General features: G+C 70.7%; 22 protein-coding genes. 9 read left to right on the top strand and 13 right to left on the bottom strand.

All coding sequences use genetic code 11. The features are described 5' to 3' along the window. Positions 1 to 68: 68 nt before the first annotated feature. From EDF24_RS04715 to EDF24_RS04690, 6 genes are all read right to left on the bottom strand, one after another. Positions 69 to 764 (bottom strand): alpha/beta fold hydrolase, encoded by a 696-nt coding sequence (locus EDF24_RS04715; RefSeq protein WP_123701269.1) that lies wholly within the window; start codon positions 762 to 764, stop codon positions 69 to 71. Positions 765 to 782: 18 nt separating this feature from the next. After that, positions 783 to 1,214, bottom strand: coding sequence for a Fur family transcriptional regulator (locus EDF24_RS04710; protein WP_123701268.1), 432 nt, complete (start codon positions 1,212 to 1,214; stop codon positions 783 to 785). Next, entirely contained in the window at positions 1,211 to 2,125 is a 915-nt protein-coding gene (locus tag EDF24_RS04705; protein WP_123701267.1) for a metal ABC transporter permease, read from the bottom strand. The genes EDF24_RS04710 and EDF24_RS04705 overlap by 4 nt, the downstream gene beginning before the upstream one ends. Beyond that, complete coding sequence (locus EDF24_RS04700; protein ID WP_123654638.1) at positions 2,125 to 2,958, bottom strand: metal ABC transporter ATP-binding protein; 834 nt, start codon at positions 2,956 to 2,958, stop codon at positions 2,125 to 2,127. Before EDF24_RS04700 ends, EDF24_RS04705 begins: the two co-directional genes overlap by 1 nt. A gap of 71 nt (positions 2,959 to 3,029) precedes the next feature. Then, positions 3,030 to 3,941 (bottom strand): metal ABC transporter solute-binding protein, Zn/Mn family, encoded by a 912-nt coding sequence (locus EDF24_RS04695; protein ID WP_123654639.1) that lies wholly within the window; start codon positions 3,939 to 3,941, stop codon positions 3,030 to 3,032. 120 nt (positions 3,942 to 4,061) lie between these two features. Then, positions 4,062 to 5,330, bottom strand: coding sequence for a PTS transporter subunit EIIC (locus EDF24_RS04690; RefSeq protein WP_123654640.1), 1,269 nt, complete (start codon positions 5,328 to 5,330; stop codon positions 4,062 to 4,064). A 177-nt stretch (positions 5,331 to 5,507) separates the two neighbouring features. Between EDF24_RS04690 and EDF24_RS04685 the strand changes: the two genes are divergently transcribed. Continuing rightward, the gene (locus tag EDF24_RS04685; protein WP_123654641.1) at positions 5,508 to 5,744 is read left to right on the top strand and encodes a PTS transporter subunit EIIB; all 237 of its coding nucleotides are present in this window, start codon (positions 5,508 to 5,510) and stop codon (positions 5,742 to 5,744) included. Then, the gene (locus EDF24_RS04680; protein ID WP_123701266.1) at positions 5,741 to 6,193 is read left to right on the top strand and encodes a glucose PTS transporter subunit IIA; all 453 of its coding nucleotides are present in this window, start codon (positions 5,741 to 5,743) and stop codon (positions 6,191 to 6,193) included. Before EDF24_RS04685 ends, EDF24_RS04680 begins: the two co-directional genes overlap by 4 nt. A gap of 229 nt (positions 6,194 to 6,422) precedes the next feature. Here the strand turns inward: EDF24_RS04680 and EDF24_RS04675 are convergent, their stop codons facing one another. Further along, positions 6,423 to 7,208 carry a GntR family transcriptional regulator gene (locus tag EDF24_RS04675; protein ID WP_243698166.1) on the bottom strand — a complete coding sequence of 262 codons (786 nt, stop codon included), beginning with the start codon at positions 7,206 to 7,208 and terminating at the stop codon, positions 6,423 to 6,425. A 105-nt stretch (positions 7,209 to 7,313) separates the two neighbouring features. Between EDF24_RS04675 and EDF24_RS19055 the strand changes: the two genes are divergently transcribed. Continuing rightward, on the top strand, positions 7,314 to 7,478 hold the full coding sequence (locus EDF24_RS19055; RefSeq protein WP_165931297.1) for a hypothetical protein: 165 nt from the start codon (positions 7,314 to 7,316) through the stop codon (positions 7,476 to 7,478). Between the two features lie 59 nt (positions 7,479 to 7,537). Here EDF24_RS19055 and EDF24_RS04670 read toward each other — a convergent pair whose 3' ends face one another. Then, positions 7,538 to 8,113: a GNAT family N-acetyltransferase gene (locus EDF24_RS04670; protein ID WP_165931298.1), complete on the bottom strand. Its 576-nt coding sequence runs from the start codon at positions 8,111 to 8,113 to the stop codon at positions 7,538 to 7,540. 122 nt (positions 8,114 to 8,235) lie between these two features. Here EDF24_RS04670 and EDF24_RS04665 point away from each other — a divergent pair, with 122 nt between their 5' ends. From EDF24_RS04665 to EDF24_RS04655, 3 genes are read left to right on the top strand one after another with little or no spacing between them, the layout of a single operon-like run. Continuing rightward, positions 8,236 to 8,838 (top strand): LppP/LprE family lipoprotein, encoded by a 603-nt coding sequence (locus EDF24_RS04665; protein ID WP_165931299.1) that lies wholly within the window; start codon positions 8,236 to 8,238, stop codon positions 8,836 to 8,838. A 40-nt stretch (positions 8,839 to 8,878) separates the two neighbouring features. Further along, positions 8,879 to 9,934, top strand: coding sequence for a hypothetical protein (locus EDF24_RS04660; RefSeq protein WP_132046836.1), 1,056 nt, complete (start codon positions 8,879 to 8,881; stop codon positions 9,932 to 9,934). Further along, entirely contained in the window at positions 9,931 to 10,647 is a 717-nt protein-coding gene (locus EDF24_RS04655; RefSeq protein WP_148070793.1) for a hypothetical protein, read from the top strand. The genes EDF24_RS04660 and EDF24_RS04655 overlap by 4 nt, the downstream gene beginning before the upstream one ends. Here the strand turns inward: EDF24_RS04655 and EDF24_RS04650 are convergent. The 4 genes from EDF24_RS04650 to EDF24_RS04635 form a co-directional block, all read right to left on the bottom strand. Continuing rightward, positions 10,644 to 12,227, bottom strand: a complete 1,584-nt coding sequence (locus tag EDF24_RS04650) for a dihydrolipoamide acetyltransferase family protein (protein ID WP_123701263.1) — start codon at positions 12,225 to 12,227, stop codon at positions 10,644 to 10,646. The two genes, EDF24_RS04655 and EDF24_RS04650, sit on opposite strands and share 4 nt — an antisense overlap. Positions 12,228 to 12,285: 58 nt before the next feature. Then, positions 12,286 to 13,245: an alpha-ketoacid dehydrogenase subunit beta gene (locus EDF24_RS04645; protein ID WP_123654750.1), complete on the bottom strand. Its 960-nt coding sequence runs from the start codon at positions 13,243 to 13,245 to the stop codon at positions 12,286 to 12,288. Positions 13,246 to 13,331: 86 nt separating this feature from the next. Beyond that, on the bottom strand, positions 13,332 to 14,465 hold the full coding sequence (locus EDF24_RS04640; protein WP_123701262.1) for a thiamine pyrophosphate-dependent enzyme: 1,134 nt from the start codon (positions 14,463 to 14,465) through the stop codon (positions 13,332 to 13,334). 5 nt (positions 14,466 to 14,470) lie between these two features. Next, positions 14,471 to 15,568, bottom strand: coding sequence for a histidinol-phosphate transaminase (locus EDF24_RS04635; protein WP_123701261.1), 1,098 nt, complete (start codon positions 15,566 to 15,568; stop codon positions 14,471 to 14,473). A gap of 87 nt (positions 15,569 to 15,655) precedes the next feature. Here EDF24_RS04635 and EDF24_RS04630 point away from each other — a divergent pair, with 87 nt between their 5' ends. From EDF24_RS04630 to purB, 3 genes are all read left to right on the top strand, one after another. Then, positions 15,656 to 16,054, top strand: coding sequence for a phage holin family protein (locus EDF24_RS04630; protein ID WP_123654650.1), 399 nt, complete (start codon positions 15,656 to 15,658; stop codon positions 16,052 to 16,054). Positions 16,055 to 16,174: 120 nt separating this feature from the next. After that, a complete protein-coding gene (locus tag EDF24_RS04625) occupies positions 16,175 to 16,693 on the top strand; it encodes a low molecular weight protein-tyrosine-phosphatase (protein ID WP_123654651.1) in 519 nt (172 codons plus the stop codon). After that, positions 16,690 to 18,075 carry an adenylosuccinate lyase gene (gene purB / locus EDF24_RS04620; protein ID WP_123654652.1) on the top strand — a complete coding sequence of 462 codons (1,386 nt, stop codon included), beginning with the start codon at positions 16,690 to 16,692 and terminating at the stop codon, positions 18,073 to 18,075. The genes EDF24_RS04625 and purB overlap by 4 nt, the downstream gene beginning before the upstream one ends. Positions 18,076 to 18,148: 73 nt before the next feature. On the opposite strand, the gene EDF24_RS04615 is transcribed toward purB, so the two are convergent. After that, positions 18,149 to 19,063 carry a LysR family transcriptional regulator gene (locus EDF24_RS04615; protein ID WP_123701260.1) on the bottom strand — a complete coding sequence of 305 codons (915 nt, stop codon included), beginning with the start codon at positions 19,061 to 19,063 and terminating at the stop codon, positions 18,149 to 18,151. Positions 19,064 to 19,126: the final 63 nt, after the last annotated feature.

Raw genomic sequence — 19,126 nt, 5'->3', positions numbered from 1 at the left:
AGGGCGGCCAGACGTGGAGCCGCACCCGCGTCGGCGACGCGGGTCGAGCCTCCCGTCCGGGTGGGTCGCTAGTGACCGACGGACGGACGCGGTGCGAGTGCGTGCACCATCAGCGCCCCCAGCTCCCGCGGTGCGGTGAACATCGGCCAGTGGCCGGTGTCGAGGCCGACGATCGCCAGGTCTTCGGTCTCGACGAGCTCGGTCGCCCACGCCTGGTGGTCCGCGACCATCGTCGCGAGCTCGGGAGCGGGGATCTCGCAGGAGATGATCGTGGCCGGGATCGTGTGCCGGGCTGCGTCCTCGTAGTGGAACCGGTCGCTCGGCAGGGCGGACGGTTCGGGGATCGCCCGGTGCTCGAAGTCGCGCTTGTCGGCGTCCGACAGGCCGCGGAGCGTCGCCGGCTCCCAGAAGTCCCAGTCGGGCAGCGGGACGACGCCGTCCACGATCGGGAGCTCGTCGTTGACGCATCCGCCGGTCGGGCCGGGGAAGGTGTCGACGTAGAGCAGGTTCGCCACGAGCGACGGGCGCTGGTCGGCTGCCATGTACACGATCGGGCCGGCGCCGGAGTGCCCGGCGAGGACGACCGGGTCCTCCGGGGTGGCGACGTCGTCGAGGCGTTCGACGACCGCGGCGACCTGCTCGTCGAGCGTGTCTCCGTCGCGGGTCAGTGCCTCGACGGAGTGCCCGGCATCGCGGAGGACCGGGACGACCTGGTCCCACGCATCCGCCTCGAGCCAGAAGCCCGGCACCAGGATCACGTGCATGGCCGGGACTCTACGCGGCTATGCCTCGGCCCGCGCGGCAGTGCACTCGGCGCACTCGCCGAAGATGTCCACGACGTGGCTGGCGTTGGTGAACCCGTGCTCCGCGGCGACCTGCTGCGCCCAGCGTTCCACCGGGTCCGCCTGGATCTCGACGGTGCGCCCGCAGTTACGGCAGATCAGGTGGTGGTGGTGCTTGTCGGTCGTGCAGGCCCGGTACAGGGACTCACCGTCCTGCTGGAGGGAGTCGGCGTCCCCTTCGGTCGCGAGGTCCGCCAGGGCGCGGTAGACCGTCGCGAGACCGATGGTCGAGCCGCCCTCGCGGAGGTGGGCGTGCAGGGCCTGGGCGCTGACGAACCCCTCGGTGCCGTCGAGCGCGCCACGGACCGCTTCGCGCTGCCAGGTGTTGCGCTTGGGCTTCTGGACCGCGGCGGGCCTGTCCGGTGCGTTCATGCTGCTGCTCCTGCGTGCTGCCGTTCGGGGGTGCCGGTGGTGTCGTGCTGGTCGCGGACCGCGACGCGATCGCGCCCGCGGCGTTCCTTCCGCGCCCCGACGATCCGGCAGACCACCCAGATCGCGAAGGAGATCGTCGTCACGTACGGGCTGATCGGCAGGCCGCCGCCGAGCGCGAGGAGGATGCCACCGACGACCGACACCACGGCGAAGACCATCGACAGCACCGGGACGAGCACGGGGTGCACCGTCAGGCGGAGTGCTGCGGCGGCCGGGGTGACGAGCAGCGACAGCACCAGCAGGGCACCGACGATCTGCACGGAGACGGCGGTCGCGAGCCCGAGCACGAGCATGAAGACGAGCGCGAGGGTCCGCACCGGGACCCCGGCCGCCGCGGCCACGTCCGGGTCCACCGACGCGAACATCAGCGGACGCCAGATCACGATGAGCGTGACCACGACGATCGCGCTGATCACGATGAGGAACGCCAGCTGCGGGTTGTCCACGGAGACGATCTGCCCCGTGAGCAGCCCGAACTTGTTCGCCGCGCGGCCCTTGTAGAGCGCGAGGCAGAGGATCCCGAGGCCGAGTCCGAACGGCATCAGCACGGCGATGATCGAGTTGCGGTCCCGCGCGCGGGAACCGAGCAGGCCGATGAGGAGCGCGGCGATCACCGACCCGACGAGCGAACCCGTGACGACGTTCACCCCGAGGAGCAGGGAGGCACTCGCGCCGGCGAAGGACAGCTCACTGATGCCGTGCACCGCGAACGGCATGTTCCGCGCCACGACGAACGGGCCGATCAGCCCGCCGACGATGCCGAGCACCGCGCCCGCGAAGATCGAGTTCTGCACGAGCGCGACGAGCTCGCCGTAGTCCTGGAACGAGAAGATCGTCGACCAGACGTCCATCAGATCCGCCCTTCGTCCGTGGTGGGCAGGTGCGGGTCGACCTCGCCGGGGTGGTGGTGCTCACCGGTGTGGTCGTGCGTCTCGTTCGCGCCGACGATCACGATCCGCCCCATCGTCCGGACGACGTCGACGGGCGTGCCGTACAGGTCGGAGAGGACGTCGGCACGGAGCACCTCGTCCGGGGAACCGATCCGGAACCGGCCGCCCGCGATGTAGAGGACCCGGTCGACGACGTCGAGGATCGGGTTCACGTCGTGGGTGACGAACAGCACCGCGGCGTTCTGCTGCCGGCGCTGGCGGTCGATGAGCTCGGTGACGCCCCGCTGGTGGCGGAGGTCGAGCGAGATGAGCGGCTCGTCGCAGAGGAGCAGGGACGGGTCCGCGGCGATGGCCTGCCCGACGCGGGTGCGCTGCTGCTCGCCGCCGGAGAGCTCGGCGACGGGGGCGTTCGCGAACGCGGTGGCGCCGACCTCGTCGATGATGCGGTCGATGCGCTCCCGCTCGGCCTTCCGCTCCGGCCGGATGCCCCAGCGCGAGCCGGTGACGCCCTGCGCGATCATGTCGCGGGCGCGGAGCGGCGTGCCGGACTCCATCAGGCGCTGCTGCGGGATGTAGCCGATCTTCCGGTGGCCGCGGCGGATGGGCTGGCCGAGGAACGACATCGTCCCGCTGGTCAGGCGCTGCTGCCCGAGCACCGTCTTCAACAGGCTGGTCTTGCCCGCACCGTTCGGCCCGAGCACCGCGAGGAACTCCCCCGGCCGGACGTCGAGGTCGAGGCCGTCCCAGAGCTTCCGCTCGCCGTACGACAGGCCGGCGTCCCGGAGTGCGAGCACGGCGGAACCGCCACTGCTCGGAGCAGTGGCGGTTCGCGTCGGTTGCTGTCGCGTCTGGTCTCGGGTGGTGGTCACTTCGCCAGTGCCGCCTTCACCGCGTCGATGTTCGCCTGCTGCCACGAGACGTAATTCTTCCCCTTCGGGAGGGTCTCGGTGACACCGACCACGGGGACGTCGTTGTCCTCGGCGGCCTTCTTGACCTGTTCGGTCTCCGGACTCGAGGTCTGGTCGTTGTACGCCAGGAGCTTCGCGGTGCCGCTCGTGAACAGCTTGAGCGTGTCGTTGAGGGCCGCTGGCGGGACGTCGTCGCCTTCTTCGATCGCCTCGGAGAAGTCCTCGGGGGTGACGTTGTCGAGGCCCATCGCGTCGAACAGGTACCCGGGCACCGGCTCGGTGTACGCCACCTTCTCGCCGTCGTGCTGCTGCTTCAGGGCTGCGGTCTGGGACTCGAGGTCCTCGAGCTTCGTGGTGAGCGCGTCGGCGTTCTTCGCGAAGGTGGCCTCGTCCGCGCTGTCGAGTGCGCCGAGGCGCTTCGACACGTCGGCGACGAGCTTCACCATCGTCGGGTAGCTGTAGAAGACGTGCTCGTTGAACTCGGCGTCGCCGCCCTTGTCCAGGCCGGAGAGCTTCACCACGTTGATGGTGTCGGCCTTCGTCGACGACGAGTCCGCGAGGGTCGTCATGAAGTCGTCGTAGCCGCCGCCGTTCTCGATGAGCAGGTCGGCCTTCGACACCGCGAGCTGCGTCGTCGCGCTGGACTCGAACGAGTGCGGGTCCTGCGAGGGGTCGTCCAGGATGCTCGTGACGTCGACGTGGTCGCCGCCGATCGTCTCGACGAGGGATCCGTAGACGTTCGTCGAGGCCACGACCTTGATCGTGCCGTCGCTGTCGTCGTTCGTCGAGGCCGAGGAGGTCGCGCAGCCGGACAGGGCGAGCGCGGCGGCACCCGCGATGAGCGGGAGGGCGAGGAGGCGGTTGTGCATGGTCACAACCGTAGGGCTAGATGATAACGATTGTCAAAACCAGTCTCACGGCTGGTCTGGGAACGGACGGGAGGCACGGTGCCAGCTGGCACCGTGCCTCCCGTCCGTCGCGAAGTCGCGTCAGTCCTTGGTGGCCGCTTCGATCGTGTTCTCCGCGATCGAGTCCTCCTCGCGACCAGGCGTCCGGAGGTTCCACTTCCGGATGACCCAGCCGAACAGGAAGTAGTAGATCGCCGCGTACCCGAGGCCGATCGGGATGAGCCAGATCGCCCCGTCGGCCTTGCCGAAGTTCAGCACGAAGTCGATCGCACCCGCCGAGAAGGAGAACCCGTCGTGGATGCCCAACGCGTTCACGAGGGCGAGCGAGGTCCCGGTGAGCACCGCGTGGATGATGTAGAGCGGGAACGCAACGAACATGAACGAGTACTCGAGCGGCTCGGTGATACCCGTCACGAACGAGGTCAGTGCGGCGGAGAGCATGATGCCACCGACGAGCTTGCGGTTCTGCGGCTTGGCGTTGCGCCAGATCGCGAGCGCACCGGCGGGCAGCGCGAACATCATGATCGGGAAGAAGCCGGTCTGGAAGATGCCGGCGGTCGGGTCACCCGCGAGGAAGCGCGGGATGTCGCCGTGGACGATGTCACCGGCCGCGTTCGTGAAGCTGCCGAGCTGGAACCACGGGAAGAAGTTGAGCAGCTGGTGCAGACCGATCGGGATGAGCATGCGGTTCGCGAACCCGAAGATCCCGCCACCGATGACGGCGTTGTCCGCGACGGCCTGGCCTGCCGCGGTCAGCGCGATGTCGAAGTAGCGGTACACGAACGACATGAGCACGGCGATGACGAGCCCGGCAGCGGCCGTCAGGATCGGGACGAGGCGTCGGCCCGAGAAGAACCCGAGGAAGTCGGGCATCTTCGTACGGTGGAAGCGCTGCCACAGGTTCGCCGCGACGAGACCCATCACGATGCCGCCGAGGACGCCGAAGTTGATCGTCGCCTGGTCTCCGTTGGCGTCCTTCACCCCGGCGAGGACGATCGGGGACATGACCGCGAACACTTCGTACATGACCATGTAGCCGACGACCGCGGCGAGGGCCGTCGTGCCGTCGGACTTCTTGGCCCACCCGATCGCGATGCCGACGGCGAAGAGCAGCGGCAACCAGGTGAAGATGGCCTGACCGGCAGCGGAGATGACACCCGCACCGGTCTCGAACCCGGGGATGGCGCCGAGCAGGTCGGGCTGGCCGATGCGGTTCAGGATGCCCGCGGCCGGCATGACCGCGATCGGCAGCAGCAGGCTCCGACCGAGCCGCTGGGCGTTCGCGAAGAGCCGGCTCTGCTTCTTCGGCGTCTTCTTCTCCGGCACATCCGTGGCAGCAGTCGTGCTCATCGGAGTTCCTCTCGTCATTGGGTGGAGCTGTCGGGGTGAGTTGAGTCACGCAGCCGGCGCAGGTAACCTCAGCGGTGTCGCCAGGTCCGGTCCTGTCCGGTCATGACCAGTACGTAGTGTCGATGACCCGGCACGGCATGTCAACCTGGACGCGCACCCGCAACGAGGAGGAAACAGATGGCCGACATCAAGGCTGCCGACATCATCGCCGCGCTCGGCGGCGCCGAGAACATCGAAGAGGTCGAGGGCTGCATCACGCGGCTCCGCGTCGAGGTGGAGGACGGTGACCTCGTCGACAAGGACGCGCTCAAGTCGGCCGGCGCCCAGGCCGTCGTCGGTGGCGGCACCGGCTGGCAGGTCATCGTCGGACCGATCGCGGACAACCTCGCGCAGGACATCCAGGACGAACTGTGACGACGGTCCTCACGCCGTTCGCGGGCCCGGTCGTCTCCCTCGCCGACGTGCCGGACCCGGTGTTCGCCGGGCAGCTCGTGGGCGCGGGCGTCGCAGTCGACCCCACCGCGTCGACGGAGTCGATCACCGCGGTGGCGCCGGTCGACGGCACCATCGTGAAGCTGCACCCGCACGCGTTCGCGCTGCAAGGCGCGGCGGGGACCGACGTCCTCGTGCACGTCGGGATCGACACCGTGAAGATGGCGGGCGAGGGCTTCGAGCTCCTCGCGGCCGAGGGTGACACCGTCGCCGCCGGGGACCCCGTCGTCCGGTTCACCCCGGCGACGATCCTCGCCGCCGGCTACTCCCCCGTGTGCCCGGTCGTCGTGCTCGGCTCCACGCCGGACTCGATCGCGCAGGACGCCGTCGGCACCACGGTGGCCGCCGGCGACACCCTCTTCGAGGTCTGAGCGCGGTCGGCTGCCGGTCGCGGTCGCGGTCGCGGTCGCGGTCGCGGTCGCGGTCGCGGTCGATCGACGAAAGCGACACCCCGCTGCCGTTTGCGCAACGCATTCGGCCGCGGGGTGTCGCCCGATGCGCACGCAGCCACCGGAGGCGACAACGCCCGGCCGGAAGCGCGGCGCAGAGGTGTACCCGGTGTCGCTTCCGCCGACCGGACCCGCAGCGCCGGAGCAGCGCCTACGCGACGGCCTTCGTCGCGGTGACCTCCATCTGCACGCGGTAGCGGTCGGACCGGTACCAGCTCCGCGTGTGCTCCACGGGGCGGTCGCCCGCGTAGGACACCCGGTCGAACTCCAGCACGGGAGCCCCTGTCTTCGTGCCGAGCAGGGTCGCGACGTCGTCGGCCGCGGGGTTCGCCGCGACGGTCTGCTGCGCGCGGTCGATCGGGGTGCCGTACTCCGACGCGATGATCGAGTACACCGACCCGGACAGGTCGTGCTCGAGGAGCCCGGGGAACGCGTCCGCGACGAGCCACGCATCGTCGATGGACACCGGCGCGCCGTCGGCCATCCGGAGGCGCTTGACGTGGAAGGCCGTCACGTCCGGATCGAGCCGCAGCGCCGCGGCCGTGTCCGACGGTGGCACCCGCTCTTCACGGACGAGGACGACCGTCGTCGGGACGTGCCCCATGGCCCGCATCTCCTCGGTGAACGAGGCGAGGTGCAGCGTCGACTGCACCGGACGGTGCGCGACGAACGTGCCCTTGCCGCGGACCCGTTCGAGGTAGCCCTCGTTGACGAGCTGCCCCAGCGCTTCGCGCACGGTGATCCGGGAGACGCCGTACTCGGCGATGAGCTGCCGTTCGGACGGGATCGCGGAACCGGGAGCCAGGCGGACGGTGGCGAGCTCGAGGAGGATGCGGCGGAGCTGCTGGTGCTTGGGCTCGGCCCCCTCGGTGATGCGGGTCGTCATCGGTTCCTCGTGCTCCGTCGCGTGGTTCGGCCGGTGGTCATGGGCGGACATGACCAGTCCCTTCACACTAGCGAGTCGTCCTCGTGACGTCGATGTCTGTGACGCTTCATCCCTGCGGCCGATGTGCCCCGCGGAGCGCGCCGCTGAGATGGGTGCATGACCTCGATCCGGCTCGCGACGATGGGTGTCGTCGTGCTCGTGGCCACCCTGCTGCTGACGTTCGCGACGGCCGACGTGTGCTGGGTGGCTGCGGTTCCGCTCCTGCTCAGTGTCCCCGTCGCCGGCGTCCTCGCCGCGATGGTCAGGGACCGACGACACTGACCGCCGCCACCGACCGACGACACTGACCGCCGCCACCGGATCGCCCGACGAGCCGTGCCTCAGGCGTTGGCGACGAGCCAGTCGTGCTGCTCGGTGGTGAGCGCACGGTCGGCCCAGACCTGACGCTCCACGCCGTCGGGCGTCGCCGCCGCGGTCGTGCCCTGCCAGACGAGCGCGAGGCCGACCCGCACGAGCACGGCGGCGGACGCCGGGTTGTTCGTGAGGACGCGGCCCGTGACCGGCACCGCCGGGGCGACGTCGTGCGCCGCGGTCACGGCAGCGCGTGCGACTTCCGTCGCGTAGCCGTTCCCCCATGCACTCGGCGCGAGACGGTACCCGAGGTTCCACACCCCGCCCGCGGTCATGTCGACGCCGCCGACGCCGATGAGCTCCGGCGCACCGGCCACGCGGATCGCCCACGACCCGAGGCCGTGCCGGACCCGGCCGCCGATCTTCCGCTGCACGAGGTCCTGCGTCTCCGACCGGTTCGCGTGCCGACCGGTGGGCAGGTGCGTCCACGTGTGCGCGTCGGAGAAGACCGCGTGTGCGGCGTCGATGTCGGCGGGGGTGATGGGTGCGAGCACCAGGCGATCCGTTCGGATCTCCTGCGGAGGCATCAGGAGCTGGTGGACCATGCACCGATCATGCCGCCGACCACCGACATCCGCGTGAACACCACGCGACATCCCGGCGGATCCGTCCACGAACCTCCACGTCTCCCGACACCCGCGCACCGGTCTCCCGGCAGGATGGATCGGTGAAGACGACGCACCGCACCGCTCTGGCACTCATCACCGCGGCGTTCGCCGTCACCGTCGCGGGCTGCACCGGCGGGTCGTCGGCAGCGGACCCGACGAGCAGCCCCACCGTGACCCGGACGGTCACCGCGAGCCCGACGACGACACCAGCACCGACGCAGACCCCGACGCCAGCCCCGACCAGCACCTGTGGTCCGGAGAGCGCCGCGGACGCCGCCGCCGCGGCGATCCGCGCACTGCCAGCTCCGGCGGGCATCGAGGGCGCGACCTGGGACGCGGCCCGGGCTGACCACTCCGGCTACGACGCGTGCGCCGCGCTGTCGTGGTCGGTCGTCTTCCCGGTGGACGCCACCGGCAGCTCCCCGTACGCGATCCTGCTCTTCCACGACGGCACGTACCTCGGCACGGCGACGAAGGAGCAGTACGCCTTCGAGCCGCAGATCACCCGGACCGACGCCGACACGATCGCCGTCACCTACCGCTACCCGAAGGCCAGCGACCCCCTGGCCGACCCGACGGGCACCGCGCAGGCGACCTTCGCCTGGGACGAGGACACGCAGCGCGTGCAGATGACGGGTGCCGTCCCGCCTGCGCAGTCGTGACACTTTCACCTCTGCTCTATTTTCACTGTACAGTGAAAACATGCCCATGACTGAACGGGAGCTCGTCGCTGAGCTCCGCCGAGTCGTCCCCCCGGGATCGATCGAGTTCAGAGAACCCACGAACGTCGGGGACGAGCGGCCGACGGCGAGGCTTCCCGACGGGTCCCACATCCCGATCGATCTCCGGTGGGCGGGCCGCGGCTTCCCGCGCGATGTCGCGGCTGCACTCGACCGCAGGCCCCAGGTCGACGATGAGCCGACTGAGACGCACCTGATCGTCGGCGCGCACGCGATCTCCGACGGCTCGCGCCAGCTCCTCGACCGCGTGGGCGCATCGTGGTTCGCGCTCGACGGTTCGGCGTCGATTCACCTCGGCACAGTGTGGATCGAACGATCGGCGTCGCATCCAGCGCCCGAGCCACCTCGCGAACCCGGCTGGTCCCCCGCGCGCGCGGAGATCGCAGAGGTCCTCCTGGAGAGCGTCGCGAACGGGATCGCGTGGGACGACGAACGACCGCGCGTCGCCGACGTCGAGACGATCGCGCGCCTGGCCGGGCGGTCCCTCGGATCCGTCGCCAACGCGCTGGCCGGCTTCGACTCGTCCGGCTGGACCGTTCCCGGGCCGGAACCGCGAAGCCGCGCGGTCGCCGACCCCGCGGGGCTGCTGGACTCGTGGGCGGGCTGGGAGGCCAACCGCCGACGACGATGGGATTCGTTCCATGTCCTGGACCGTGATCCGGTCCGCATCGAGCAGCACCTCCGCGATGTGTTCGGACGGACGTTGATCCTCACCGGGGCCGCCGTCTCCGAACGCGTCCGACCGACCTTGACCGGTGCTCGGACGATCGCAGCGTACGTGGACGCCGATTGGGACACGATCGCTGCAAGCGCGGACGAGGTGCGGATGCTTCCGGCAGCGACCGGCCGCGTCCGGCTCAGCGTCGCCCCGGCACAGGTCTCCCACACGAGCCGAGTCGTCGACGACCGACGCGTCGCGTCCGCGGTCCGGGTCTATGCCGACCTGCTCGGCGGCTCGGAGCGGGAGCGGGAGGCAGCAGAGCTGTACCGGGATGCCGAACTCGCGATGTTCGCATGAGCCGCGGTGAGCGGCCGCGTGACCGCGAGGCCCGAGCCCTGGCGGAGGCAGCACTTGCATCGTTGCTCCACGCGGCCGATCGACACTCCACGGAGCTCGTGCTCATCGGCGGACTCGTCCCGGAGTACCTGGTGGACGCGGACGATCCGCACCAGGGCACGAACGACGTGGTCGAGTTCCTCACCGACGTCGCCGACGACCTCGACCAGGAGATCGCGCTTCCCGGAACCCGAGCGGTCAGCGTGAAGAACCTCCGCGGCCCCGGGCCCGCGCTCCGGGACGCGCACGTCGCGAGCGTGCTCGGCGAGCGCGTCCGGATGGTCGAGATCGGCGGGTACCTGGCGGCCAAGGGTGCTGCGGCGTTCTGGCGTCGGGCGGAGAAGGACCTCTACGACTTCGCGTGGGTACTCGTGCACGCTGCGAGGACGGATCCCGATCGTGCCCAGCGTGCCGTCGCCGCCGTCCTCGATCCGGAGGTCGACCGCGACCGCTGGGGCGCGGTGCTCGGTGTGTGCGGCCTCTTCGAGGACGAGGAGGGCACCGGAACGACCACGTTCGTCGACACATCGCTCGCTGCCGGGAGCGAGCAGGCACCCGAGGACCTGGCACTCGACGCTGTCCTCGCCGTCCGGCTCTTCCGAGCCGGACTGCAAGCGCGGCGCCACGCGGCGACCACGCCCGCGGGGCCTGGTCGAGCAGGAGCGCAGTCCTAGTCGAGCAGGAGCGCGGGCTCCTCGAGCACCGATGCCACGTCGTGCACGAACCGGGACGCCACGTCGCCGTCCACCACACGGTGGTCGAACGAGGCACCGATCGTGGTCACCATGCGGGAACGGACCTCACCGTCGACGACCCACGGCTTCGGCTTGATCGTGCCCATGGCGACGATGGCGACCTGCCCCGGGTTGAGGATCGGTGTCCCGGTGTCCATCCCGAACACGCCGATGTTCGTCACGGTGATGGTGCCGTCGGCCATCTCCGCCGGGCTCGTCTTGCCGTCGCGCGCCGTCAGCGTCATCTGCTCGAGGGCCTTCGCCAGCTCGAACAGGGACATGTCCTGCGCGTCCTTGATGTTCGGGACGATGAGGCCCCGCGGGGTGGCCGCGGCGATCCCGAGGTTCACGAAGTGGTGGACGATGATCTCGCGGTCGGTCCACGACGAGTTCACCGAGCGGTTCCGGCGGACGGCCCAGATCACGGCCTTCGCCATGATGAGGAGCGGCGAGACCTTCACGCCCGCGAACGTCGGTGAGGCCTTGAGCCGCTTCACGAACTCCATCGTGCGGGTCGCGTCGACGTCGACGAACAGCGAGACGTGCGGCGCGGTGAACGCGGACGTGGTCATCGCGGTCGCGATCGCCTTGCGGACGCCCTTGACCGGGATCGTCTCCTGGCGGACGTCACCCCACTCCGGCGTCTCGATGTTGCGGAACACGGTGGCCTGGGTGGCGTGCCGGATGACGTCGTCGCGCGTGACCTCACCGGCGAGGCCGGTCGCGACGACGGTGGTCAGGTCGACCCCGAGGTCCTTCGCGAGCTTCCGGATCGGCGGCTTCGCGATCACCGGCAGTGCCAGCGAGGCGGGGACGGTCGAGGGGCGCGCGGGGCGCTTCCCCTGTTCGGCCACGGCGTCGGCGGTGCTCGCCTCGCCGTCGTCGGTGACCAGGTCGAGGTCGGCTTCCCGACTGGAGGCTCGGCTCGCCTCCGCCGCGGCGGCTGCGGCCCGGCGGGCGCCCGGCTTCCGGCGCGAGGGTGCGGACGTCGCGGAGCCGTAGCCCACGAGGACGGCGCCGGACGACTCGTCGGTCCCGATCACGGAGGCGCCCTCGGCCGCGGGCAGCGACGCGGGGACCTCGGCGGGGGCGGGTGCCGGAGCGGGCGCCACTGCGGCCGGGGCCGCGTGCTTCGGTGCGACCGCGGGCGGGACCGGCGCGGACCCGACCGGCGCTGACGCGACCGGCGCGGCAGGGGCGGTGGCGGTGACGTCCGGGGAGACCGGAGCGGCGTCGGCGACCGGTGCCGCGCCTCCCGACGGTGTCGACGTGCCGTGCGATTCGGACTCGACCCGGATGATCGGCTTGCCGACCTCGACCGTGTCGCCTTCGGACACCAGCAAGCCGGTCACCTTGCCGGCGAACGGCGAGGGGAGTTCCACCAGCGACTTGGCGGTCTCGATCTCGACGAGGACCTGGTCGACGGTGATGTCGTCACCGATCGCGACGCGCCACTGGACGATCTCGGCCTCGGTGAGGCCCTCACCCACGTCGGGGAGGGGGAATTCGGCGACGGCCACGTCGGCTCCTTCGGCGGTTCGGTCTGTCTGCGGTGGGGGTGGTCCTGGCGGACCCTGGTCAGTAGGCGAGAGCGCGGTCGACGGCCTCGAGGACGCGGTCGGCGTCCGGCAGGTGCAGGTGTTCGAGCTTCGAGACCGGGAACGGGATGTCGAAGCCGGACACCCGCAGGGGCGGTGCCTGCAGCGTGTAGAAGGACTTCTCGGCGACGGTCGCGGCGATCTCGCTGCCGACGCTGACGAAGCCGGATGCCTCTTGCGCGATGACCAGACGGCCGGTCTTCCGGACCGACGCGAGCAGCGGCTCCCAGTCGATCGGCGAGATCGAGCGGAGGTCCACGACCTCGCACGACGTCCCTTCGGACTCGGCGAGCTCGGCAGCCTGCATCAGCGTGGCGACCATCGCGCCGTGCCCGACGAGGGTGACCTCGGTGCCGGTGCGCGCGACGCGGGTGGTGTGCATCGGGACGTGCCCGTCGACCAGGTCGACCTGCCCCTTCGGCCAGTACCGCGACTTGGGCTCCATGAAGATCACGGGGTCCTTCGACGCGATCGCCTCTTGGATCATCCAGTAGGCGTCGTTCGGGGTGCTCGGGCTGACCACGCGGAGGCCGGGGGTGTGCGCGAAGTACGTCTCCGGGCTCTCCTGGTGGTGCTCGACGGCGCCGATGTGTCCGCCGTAGGGGATGCGGATGACGATCGGCAGCGACATGTGCTCGGGGAGACGGTTCGCCATCTTCGCGAGCTGCGAGGTGATCTGGTCGAAGCCCGGCCAGACGAACCCGTCGAACTGGATCTCCACGACCGGACGGTAGCCGCGGAGGGCCAGGCCGATCGCGGTGCCGATGATGCCGGACTCGGCGAGCGGGGTGTCCATCACGCGGGTGTCGCCGAAGCGTTCCTGCAGGCCCTCGGTGATGCGGAACACGCCGCCGAGACGGCCGATGTCCTCACCCATCAGCAGGACCTTGTCGTCCGACTCCATCGCGGCGGCGAGGCCGGCGTTCAGGGCCTTCGCCATCGGCAGGGTCGGGGTGGGGTCGGTCGGGACCTGCCCGGCGCCCGGGTGGGAGCGCAGGGTGTAGTCGAAGAGCTGCTCGGTGGTGCTCATGCGTCAGCTCCGTCCTGGTCGGCCTCGTAGTTCGCGAGCCACTGCTTCTGCTCGTCGATCCGGGGGTGCGGTTCGCGGTAGACGTTGTCGAACATCGTCTCCATCGGCGGGGCGACGAGCTGCGGGGTCCGGGTGCGGATGTCCGCGGCCACCGCCTCGCCCTCTTCCTCGAACTCGGCGAGCTGGGCGTCGGTGACACCGCGGCTGCGCAGGTACCCCTCGGACCGGGCGATCGGGTCGCGCTCCACCCAGCTGGCGAGCTCGTCGTCGCCGCGGTAGCGGGTGGGGTCGTCGGAGGAGGTGTGCGCGCCGATGCGGTACGTCTCGGCTTCCACGAACGCGGGACCCTGCCCGGAGCGGGCGTGGTCGGTCGCCACGACGCTGGCCGTGTAGGACGCCAGGATGTCGTTGCCGTCGATGCGGATGCTCGGGATGCCGAAACCGCGCGGGCGGTCCACGAGCGGGGTCGGCGACTGCACCGACACCGGGACCGAGATCGCCCAGTGGTTGTTCTGCAGGAAGAAGACGACCGGCGCCTTGTACGAAGCGGCGAAGACGTACGCCTCGTTCACGTCGCCCTGGCTGGTCGCACCGTCGCCGAAGTACACGATCGAGCAGGCGTCGCGCTCGGGGTCGCCCGTGCCGACGTCGCCGTCGAGGCGCATGCCCATCGCGTACCCGGTGGCGTGCAGGGTCTGCGAACCGATCACCAGCGTGGAGATGTGGGTGTTGCCGCGCTCGTCCGGGTTCCAGCCGCCGTGCGTCAGCCCGCGGTACAGGCTGATGATCTCCATCGGCTCGACGCCGCGGGTCATGGTGACGGCGTGCTCGCGGTACGACGGGAACACGTGGTCCTGCGGGCGGAGCGCGAACACGGAGCCGACCTGCGCGGCTTCCTGCCCGTGGCTCGGCACCCAGAGCCCGAGCTGGCCGGTGCGCTGCAGGTTGTGCGCCGCGTGGTCGAACCGACGCGTGATCACCATCCTGCGGTGCATGGCGAGCAGGGTCTCGTCGGGGATCGCCCGCGCTGCGGCGGCGAACTCGGCGTTCTCGTCGGTCTCCACGAACCGGCCCTCGGAGTCGAGGAGCCGGATCATGGTCGTCGCGGGAGCCGCGGCGTGGAAGGACATGCGGGTCAGCGTATCGGCCGGGCGTCAGCGGTCGTTGTGAGTCCCCCGACAAGCGAACGCGCGGTTTCGAGGAGCTTCTCGACAGCCTCGTGCTCACCGATCGAGATACGGATCCCCTCGGGGGCGAAGGCCCGGACGATGATGCCGGCGTGCTCGAAGGCCTCGGCCGCCGCGGCGGTGCGCTCACCGGTCGGCAGCCACACGAAGTTGCCCTGCGCGTCCGGGACGTCCCAGCCCTGGCCGCGGAGCTCCGCCACGATGCGGTCGCGCAGCGCGGCGAGCTCGGCGACGCGGGCGAGCAGTTCGGTCTCGCGTTCGAGGCTGGCGAGCGCCGCGGCCTGCCCCTGCGCCGTGACGCTGAGCGGGATGGCGCAGGCGCGGACGGCGTCCAGGACGTATGCCGGTCCGAGCGCGTACCCGACGCGGAGACCCGCCAGTCCGTACGCCTTCGAGAACGTCCGGAGCACGACGAGGTTCGGGTACCGCTCCAGGAGCGACGCCCCGCGGACCGCGTCGGGATCGGTGACGAACTCCGCGTACGCCTCGTCGAGGACCACGAGGACCGTGCTCGGCACCCCCGCCATGAAGTCGTCGAACTCGGTGCCGGTGACGATCGGCCCGGTCGGGTTGTTCGGGGTGCAGACGATCACCATGCGGGTGCGCTCGGTGACGGCGGCGGCCATCGCGTCGAGGTCGTGGCCGCCGTCGGCGCGGTTCGGGACCTGGACGCTCGTCGCGCCGGCGACCGTGACGACGCCGGGGTACGCCTCGAAGGAGCGCCAGGCGTAGACGATCTCGTCACCGGGGCCCGAGGTGGCCTTCGCGAGCTCGTGCAGGATCGCGACGCTGCCGGGGGCGACGTGGACCTCGTCCACGGTGAGCCCGAACCGGTTCGCGAGCACGGCGCGCACGGCCAGGGCGGTGGCGTCCGGGTAGCGGTTGTACGCGGTCTGCGCCTGGACGGCCTCGATCACACCGGGCAGGGGCGGGAACGGGTTCTCGTTGCTCGACAGCTTGAACGCGTCGGCCGCGGCCTGGCGTCCCTGCTTGTAGGCGGGGAGGATCGCGATCTCGGGCCGGATGTGCACGGGCTGGTCAGTCACGGCCCCAGATTACCGGCGGGGAGGATCGCGATGCAGCGCCCACAGCCGGGCCGGGCGACGAGGCCGTCCAGCGGGCATCATGGGGGCATGCGATTCCTCGTCCGCCTCGTCATCAACGCCGTCGCGCTGTGGCTCACCACGCTCATCGTCAGCGGCGTCTCCGTCACGGCCTTCGGGGACGGCGGCCCCGTCGCGACCGTCCTCACGTACCTGCTCGTCGCCTTCGTCTTCGGGCTCGTGAACGCCGTCATCGGCACGCTCATCCGGATCGTGGCGTTCCCGATCTACATCCTGACCCTCGGGCTCATCTCGCTCGTGGTGAACGGGATCCTGCTGCTGATCGTGGCCGGGATCTCCTCCGCCATCGGGTTCGGCCTCGACGTCGAGTCCTTCGGCTGGGGCATCGTGGGCGCACTCGTGCTCGCCGTCTTCGCGTGGCTGATCGGCCTGTTCGCCCGGCCGGTGCTGAACCGCCCGCGCGCGTGAGCCAGCGCCCGCCCGCGCGCATGAGCCAGCGCCCGCCCGCGCGCGTGAGCCAGCGCCCGTGACACCGGGCGTGCGCGCACCGGGCAGCGGTGTGTCGCGTCGATGCGTCATGATGTGGGGATGACCACGGACGTCGGCGCCCCGTCGCCCTTCCGCGTGTCGTTCGTCTGCAGCGGCAACATCTGCCGCTCCCCGATGGCCGAGATCGTCTTCCAGCGCTTCGTCGACGACGCCGGGATGACCGACCGCTTCCAGGTGCACTCCGCCGGCACCGGCGACTGGCACGTCGGCGAGCCCGCGGACGAGCGGACGATCGCAGCACTCGCGGCGCGCGGATACGATGGCAGCAGGCATCGCGCCCGTCAGTTCGACCCGGACCGGTTCCCGGACCTCGACCTGGTGGTCGCACTCGACCGCTCCCACGAACGCATCCTGCGGTCGTGGGCACCCACGATGGACGACGCCGCGAAGGTGACGCTCCTGCTGCGGTACGACGACGCCTGGCCAGAGCAGGCCGACGTTCCGGACCCGTACTACGCGGACCGGCACGAGTTCGACCGGGTCCTCAGCACGGTCGAACGGGCCTGCCGAGCACTCTTCCACCAGATCGAACCGGCCGTCCGCCAGGGAGCACCATGACCCCCCTTCCCCCGCAGCCGATCAGCCCACTCGACGGGCGGTACTACCCGGTCGTGCACACGGTGGGCGAGCACCTCTCCGAGGCCGGCCTGAACCGTGCCCGCATCACCGTCGAGGTGGAGTGGCTGATCTTCCTGACCGACCACGCGATGTTCACCACGTCGCCGCTCAGCGTCGACGACAAGGCCGCCCTCCGCGCCATCGTCACGGACTTCGGCCAGGCGCAGATCGCCGAGCTCGCGGAGATCGAGGCGACGACCCGCCACGACGTCAAGGCCGTCGAGTACTTCGTCCGCCGCCGGCTGTCCGAGCTCGGCCTCGACGCCATCGCCGAGCTGACGCACTTCGCCTGCACCAGCGAGGACATCAACAACCTCTCCTACGCGCTCACCATCAAGGACGCGACGGAGCACGTCTGGCTGCCCGCGTTCACGGCCGTCGTCGCTCGCCTGCGCGAGGTCGCGCTCGAGCTCCGCGCAGTCCCGATGCTCTCCCACACCCACGGCCAGCCCGCGACGCCGACGACGCTCGGCAAGGAGCTCGCGGTCGTCGTGTACCGGCTCGAGCGCGTGCTCGCCCAGATCGAGGGCAGCGAGTACCTCGGCAAGTTCTCCGGCGCGACGGGCACGTTCTCGGCGCACCTCGCCGCGGACCCCGAGGCCGACTGGCCCACGCTGTCGCGGGAGTTCGTCGAGGGGCTCGGCCTGACGTGGAACCCGCTGACCACGCAGATCGAGTCGCACGACTGGCAGGCCGAGCTGTACGACCGGGTCCGGCACGCGAACCGGATCCTGCACAACCTGGCCACGGACGTGTGGACCTACATCTCGATGGGGTACTTCACGCAGATCCCGGTGGCCGGTGCCACGGGGTCGTCGACGATGCCGCACAAGATCAACCCGATCCGGTTCGAGAACGCCGAGGCGAACCTCGAGATCTCGACGGCCCTGTTCTCCACCCTGTCGGAGACCCTCGTCACGAGCCGCCTGCAGCGCGACCTGACCGACTCCACCACGCAGCGCAACGTCGGCGTCGCGTTCGGACACTCGCTGCTCGCGCTCGACAACCTCCGTCGCGGGCTCGGCGAGATCTCGGTGAACGTCGAGCGCCTCGCCGAGGACCTCGACGGCAACTGGGAGGTGCTCGGGGAGGCGATCCAGACGGTCATCCGCGCCGAGGTCACCGCCGGCCAGTCCGACATCGAGGACCCCTACGCGATGCTCAAGGAACTCACCCGCGGCAAGCGGATCGGACAGCAGGACCTCGTCGCGTTCGTGAACGGCCTGGACATCTCCGACGGTGCGAAGGCGCGGCTGACGAACCTCACGCCGGCCACGTACACCGGCCTGGCGGACGAGCTGGTCGACCACCTCGACGTCTGAGGTCACGTCCGTCCCGGTGCGGCAGTGCACCTGACGGGAGGCTCGGTGCGGCCCCGCCGCGGGCCGCACCACCTCAGGTGGTGACGTCCAGGGCGGTGGCGACCAGGGCCTCCAGGACGGTGCGGACCACGGGACGGACCATCCGGTCCGGGCGGACCAGCGCTTCGATCCGGCGACCGGCGCGGACGTCGGCCAGCTCCGCGAGGCGGAACCGGCCGGGCGCCCGCGTGCCCGAGGTGTAGCGCGGGACCAGCGCGACACCGTGTCCGGCGGCGACCAGGTTCTCGATCACCGGCAGGTGGATCGTGCGGAACGCGACCTGCGGCGGTGCGTCCGTCGCGGCTGCCATCGCGGTGAGCACGCGGTCGATCGGGTACCCCTCCGGCACACCGATCCACGTCTCGTCGACGACCTCGTCGATGCGGACGCGCTCGTGACCGGCGAGCCGGTGGCCCTCGGGGAGGGCGACGTCGAGCGGTTCCCGGAGGAGCGGCACCGTCGTCAGCGATGCGCGGTCCGGAGCGGGGGCGCCGTCCGGGCGGTGGCCGACGACGACGTCGTGGTCGGCGGCGAGCGGGGCGAACTCGTCCTCACTGACGTCCGCGTCGGAGAGCACGAGTTCGACGCCGGGGTGCTCACGCATCCTGGTGAGGAGACCGGGGAGCAGCAGTTCCGCGGCGGACGGGAAGATCGCCAGGTCCACCGTCCCGGATGCACCGCCGAGGTGCTCCTGCCAGGCCGCGTCGACGGTCGCGATCGCCGTCGCGACGCCGGTGGCGAGGCCCGCGAGGACCCGGCCGTCCTCGGTCAGCCGCACGCCGCGGCCGACCCGCTCGACCAGTGCGACGCCGACCTGGCGCTGCAGGGTCTGCAACTGCTGCGACACCGCACTCGGCGTGCGGTGGGTGGCTGCCGCGACGGCGGTGACCGATCCGCGCTCGTCGAGTTCCCGGAGGACCGGCAGCAGTGCGATGTCGAATGCGACCATGCAGGGAACCTACATCGTCGGTGTCACAACGTTCGCTGGTCCTACCACTTCTCCTGCGCCACG

It is taken from the genome of Curtobacterium sp. PhB130 (assembly GCF_003755165.1).
In the GTDB taxonomy this organism is placed as follows: Bacteria; Actinomycetota; Actinomycetes; order Actinomycetales; family Microbacteriaceae; genus Curtobacterium.
This window is presented reverse-complemented; position numbering and strand designations above follow the sequence as displayed.

Coding starts and splice junctions, on each gene's coding strand:
- EDF24_RS04715 (WP_123701269.1), bottom strand. CDS start 764: ATGCACGTGATCCTGGTGCCGGGCTTCTGGCTCGAGGCGGATGCGTGG.
- EDF24_RS04710 (WP_123701268.1), bottom strand. CDS start 1,214: ATGAACGCACCGGACAGGCCCGCCGCGGTCCAGAAGCCCAAGCGCAAC.
- EDF24_RS04705 (WP_123701267.1), bottom strand. CDS start 2,125: ATGGACGTCTGGTCGACGATCTTCTCGTTCCAGGACTACGGCGAGCTC.
- EDF24_RS04695 (WP_123654639.1), bottom strand. CDS start 3,941: ATGCACAACCGCCTCCTCGCCCTCCCGCTCATCGCGGGTGCCGCCGCG.
- EDF24_RS04690 (WP_123654640.1), bottom strand. CDS start 5,330: ATGAGCACGACTGCTGCCACGGATGTGCCGGAGAAGAAGACGCCGAAG.
- EDF24_RS04685 (WP_123654641.1), top strand. CDS start 5,508: ATGGCCGACATCAAGGCTGCCGACATCATCGCCGCGCTCGGCGGCGCC.
- EDF24_RS04675 (WP_243698166.1), bottom strand. CDS start 7,208: ATGTCCGCCCATGACCACCGGCCGAACCACGCGACGGAGCACGAGGAA.
- EDF24_RS19055 (WP_165931297.1), top strand. CDS start 7,314: ATGACCTCGATCCGGCTCGCGACGATGGGTGTCGTCGTGCTCGTGGCC.
- EDF24_RS04670 (WP_165931298.1), bottom strand. CDS start 8,113: ATGGTCCACCAGCTCCTGATGCCTCCGCAGGAGATCCGAACGGATCGC.
- EDF24_RS04660 (WP_132046836.1), top strand. CDS start 8,879: ATGCCCATGACTGAACGGGAGCTCGTCGCTGAGCTCCGCCGAGTCGTC.
- EDF24_RS04655 (WP_148070793.1), top strand. CDS start 9,931: ATGAGCCGCGGTGAGCGGCCGCGTGACCGCGAGGCCCGAGCCCTGGCG.
- EDF24_RS04645 (WP_123654750.1), bottom strand. CDS start 13,245: ATGGCGAAGGCCCTGAACGCCGGCCTCGCCGCCGCGATGGAGTCGGAC.
- EDF24_RS04640 (WP_123701262.1), bottom strand. CDS start 14,465: ATGTCCTTCCACGCCGCGGCTCCCGCGACGACCATGATCCGGCTCCTC.
- EDF24_RS04630 (WP_123654650.1), top strand. CDS start 15,656: ATGCGATTCCTCGTCCGCCTCGTCATCAACGCCGTCGCGCTGTGGCTC.
- EDF24_RS04625 (WP_123654651.1), top strand. CDS start 16,175: ATGACCACGGACGTCGGCGCCCCGTCGCCCTTCCGCGTGTCGTTCGTC.
- purB (WP_123654652.1), top strand. CDS start 16,690: ATGACCCCCCTTCCCCCGCAGCCGATCAGCCCACTCGACGGGCGGTAC.
- EDF24_RS04615 (WP_123701260.1), bottom strand. CDS start 19,063: ATGGTCGCATTCGACATCGCACTGCTGCCGGTCCTCCGGGAACTCGAC.